At 59.8% G+C, this 3,393-nt stretch carries 3 protein-coding genes and 1 pseudogene; 2 read left to right on the forward strand and 2 right to left on the reverse strand.

Features of this window, described 5'->3' with window-relative positions; all coding sequences use genetic code 11:
- Window positions 1-329: 329 nt before the first annotated feature.
- Together IC66_RS0141060 and IC66_RS0141065 are read left to right on the forward strand one after the other, a co-directional pair.
- Window positions 330-2,513 carry a PAS domain-containing sensor histidine kinase gene (locus IC66_RS0141060; RefSeq protein WP_038951301.1) on the forward strand — a complete coding sequence of 728 codons (2,184 nt, stop codon included), beginning with the start codon at window positions 330-332 and terminating at the stop codon, window positions 2,511-2,513.
- Window positions 2,506-2,871, forward strand: coding sequence for a response regulator (locus IC66_RS0141065; RefSeq protein ID WP_028144419.1), 366 nt, complete (start codon window positions 2,506-2,508; stop codon window positions 2,869-2,871). Before IC66_RS0141060 ends, IC66_RS0141065 begins: the two co-directional genes overlap by 8 nt.
- Window positions 2,872-2,916: 45 nt before the next feature.
- On the opposite strand, the gene IC66_RS0141070 is transcribed toward IC66_RS0141065, so the two are convergent.
- Together IC66_RS0141070 and IC66_RS48060 are read right to left on the reverse strand one after the other, a co-directional pair.
- Window positions 2,917-3,219, reverse strand: coding sequence for a DUF6894 family protein (locus IC66_RS0141070; RefSeq protein WP_240536575.1), 303 nt, complete (start codon window positions 3,217-3,219; stop codon window positions 2,917-2,919).
- Window positions 3,209-3,393: pseudogene (locus IC66_RS48060) on the reverse strand (response regulator); the annotation flags it as partial. The pseudogene IC66_RS48060 and the gene IC66_RS0141070, both read right to left, overlap by 11 nt.

Below are 3,393 nucleotides of genomic sequence, written 5' to 3' on the forward strand. Positions count from 1 at the left end.
ATCCGGCGCCGCATACCAGAACCTCCCCGAACGCGCCCCACTCTCGACGCCCAACGCGCGAGGTCCAACGCAGGTTCCGTGCGAGGAACATGCCGGTTGTCGCAGCGGGGTCGGGAACTCGTCGAAACAGCTCGCCTGGCCGCTGAGAGAAGTTAGACGACTAAACCTTGCGACTGTGCGCCTACCAATGGCTGAGCTGGTGCGGTGTAGGAAACCATCGACTTTCTGATGCGTTCTGGCTTGTTGGGCGGCCCAGCGGGGGAGTCCGCCAATCTCCTCCGAACAGAACGGCCCCGGCGTGGGCCTCCTCTCGCCCCGAGAGACCCTTTATGTCCAACGTCGAGGAATTTCCGCTCTCCGCCCGTCGCCAGCCGACGGAGTTCGAGGCGCTGGTGGCAGCCGGCCAAGCCGCACTGGATGCCATTCCGGGGGCGGTTTATCTTTGCGATGCCAAGGGATTGCTGGTCGCCTATAACACGGAGGCGGTGCAATTGTGGGGAAGGACCCCCAGCCCTGCCAGAAAGGAACGCTTCTGCGGTTCGCACCAACTCTACCATCTCGACGGAAGTCCGCTGGCCCATAGCGATTGTCCCATGGCCACGGCGGTCCGGGCTGGAACGCCCACGCGCAATGCCGAAGTCATCATGGCGCGGCCGGACGGCTGTCGCTTTACGGCCCTGGTCAACATCCGAGCGTTGCGCGACCACTCCGGGATCATCCAGGGCGCCATCAACTGCTTTCAAGACATCACTGAACGAAAGCAGATCGAAGAAGAGGTCCGACATAAAACGCAGGACCTCGAGGACTTCTTCGAGAACAGCGCGGTCGGTCTTCACATCGTCAGCGGTGAAGGCATCATCCTTCGCGCCAACAGAGCCGAGTTAGCTCTGCTCGGGTATAGCCCAGAGGAGTACATTGGCCGTCACATCGCGGAGTTTCATGCTGACGCTCCCGTGATCGGCGACATCCTTCAGCGCCTTTCCTGCGGCCAGCCGCTCGAACGTTATCCGGCGCGGTTGCGGGCGCGCGACGGCTCGGTCAAGCATGTACTGATTACGTCGAACAGCCGATTTGTGGACGGCAGGTTCATCAACACGCGTTGCTTCACGGTCGACGTCACGGACTTGCAAGCCGCCAACGAAGCACGGCAGGCCAGTGATGCCCGACTTGCGGCAACATACGAGGCTGCCATCGTCGGGATATCCGAGGCGGACGAGAGCGGCCGCTTCTTGCGAGTGAATGATTCTCTTTGTCGGATCACTGGGCGTTCGCGCGACGAACTGCTCGCAATGACATTCTACGACTACACCGATGCGGCGGACCAGGCGAAGGATGCCGAACTCTATGCGGCCCAAGTGCGCGGCGAGGTCGAGAATTATACGATCCGCAAGCGTGCCCTCCGGCCTGACGGTTCTGTGCGCCATCTCGACATTTCGAGTTCGTCGGTGCGCGATCCGAATGGTCGCTTCCTTTACGGCGTGCGCGTTGCCCAGGACGTCACCGCGACCAAACAGTTGGAGGACCGCCTGCGTGAAGGCGAGCAGCGCATGCGCGATCTGCTTGAGGCGCTGCCCGCGGCGATCTATACAACGGATGCCGAGGGCCGTATCAACTTCTTCAACAGGGCCGCGGTCGAGATGGCTGGCAGAACCCCTCAGCCCGGCGACGAATGGTGCGTCACCTGGAAACTTTATTGGCCCGACGGCTCGCCTCTGCCGCACAACGAATGTCCGATGGCAGTGGCGTTGCGTGAAAACCGCCCGGTTCGCGGTGCCGAGGCAATTGCCGAGCGTCCTGATGGCAAACGCGTGCCATTCATTCCCTACCCGACGCCGCTGCGTGATGTCGAAGGAAACCTGGTCGGCGCCATCAACATGCTCGTCGACATCAGTGAGCGCAAGCAGGCAGAGAATGCCCAGAAGGTGCTCATCGATGAACTGAACCACCGTGTCAAAAATACGCTTGCCACTGTGCAGTCACTCGCGAGCCAGACGGCTCGCCATGCTGCCGATCTGCAAGAGTTTCTGCCGACTTTCACAGGACGGCTGTTGGCCCTTGCCCGTGCCCATGACCTTCTCACGACACGCAATTGGCAAGATGCCCCTTTCGAGCAACTGGTTCACGATATCGTCGCTCCGGTCTCTGGCGGACGGGTTGTTACGGGCGGGCCGAACGTCAATCTAGACGCGCGTACCGCACTGAGTGTCACCATGGTGCTCAACGAGCTTCTGACCAATGCGGCAAAATACGGCTCGCTGTCCGCGCCGGGCGGATCCTTGTCGCTCACCTGGAGGATCGTCGACGGAGAACAGGGTCAAAGCAGGTTTGAATGCCAATGGATCGAACGCGGTGGTCCCCGGGTTGCGCCACCCAAGCGGCGAGGGTTCGGCACGCGGCTGATTGAGCGTTGCGTCGAGCATGATCTCGCGGGCGAGTTCGACCTGGTGTTCGAGCCGGAGGGGACGCGATGTCGCATGGTGTTTCCGATTAGGGTCACATCCACCAATGCCTGAGGTATCTGGCGCCAGGGTCCTCCTCGTTGAGGATGAAGGATTGGTCGCCCTCATGATCGAAGACATGCTGGAGGATTTGGGCCTCAAGGTTGTTGCCTCTGCGGCCCATCTAAAAAGAGCATGCGAATTGGCGGCCACCGGCTCTTTCGATCTGGCACTTCTGGACGTCAACCTTGCTGGAGAATTTGTTTTTCCGGTAGCTCGCGTTTTACGCGGTCGAGGCATTCCCTTCCTCTTCAGCACGGGCTATGGCGCACCGCCCTTGGAAGAGGAGTTCAGTGATGCGCCCGCGATCGGCAAGCCCTTCTCGGTAGACCAGTTGAAGGAAAAGTTACGAACGCTTCTGCCGCGTTCCTAAGCCCGCCACGGATCAACAATTTCGGTTCTCCGCTGGGGCAACCGATCAGTCAGGCTTCTCGGCGTTGATGTGCAGGATAAAGAGAGTTTTTTGAAACTCGTCTTTGACTTCCATCCGCCATTCCCGGCCGGGCACCAACTTTCCATCAATCCCTTGCAAGGTCTGCCCCGCCATCACGGTTGCTTCTTTCCAAGCCGCGTGCTTGTCCGGAAATTCCTCGCCGATGCGATCGATCTCCGCGTGTTCGTGAGTAACATTGAAGTAATAGCGCGGCATCAAGAAAGACCTTAGTGTAAAGTAACTTTCGTAACGTCCTTGTTTGCTGGCCGTTCCGCGTTCACCTTTCATCTATCAACTTCGCTATGCAGCGTTTGAGCTGATCTATCTGAAAAGGTTTGGTGAGAAGCGGGCGGTCCTGAAATCGGTCCGGTATTCCGTCTGCCCCGTAGCCACTCGCAAAAGCGAACGGGATGTTGCGCTCTGCGATGGCCGCCGCAACCGGCTCGCTACTGGTGCGGCCAA

Origin of the sequence: Bradyrhizobium genomosp. III (assembly GCF_000261705.1) — a bacterium.
GTDB lineage: Bacteria > Pseudomonadota > Alphaproteobacteria > Rhizobiales > Xanthobacteraceae > Bradyrhizobium > Bradyrhizobium ottawaense.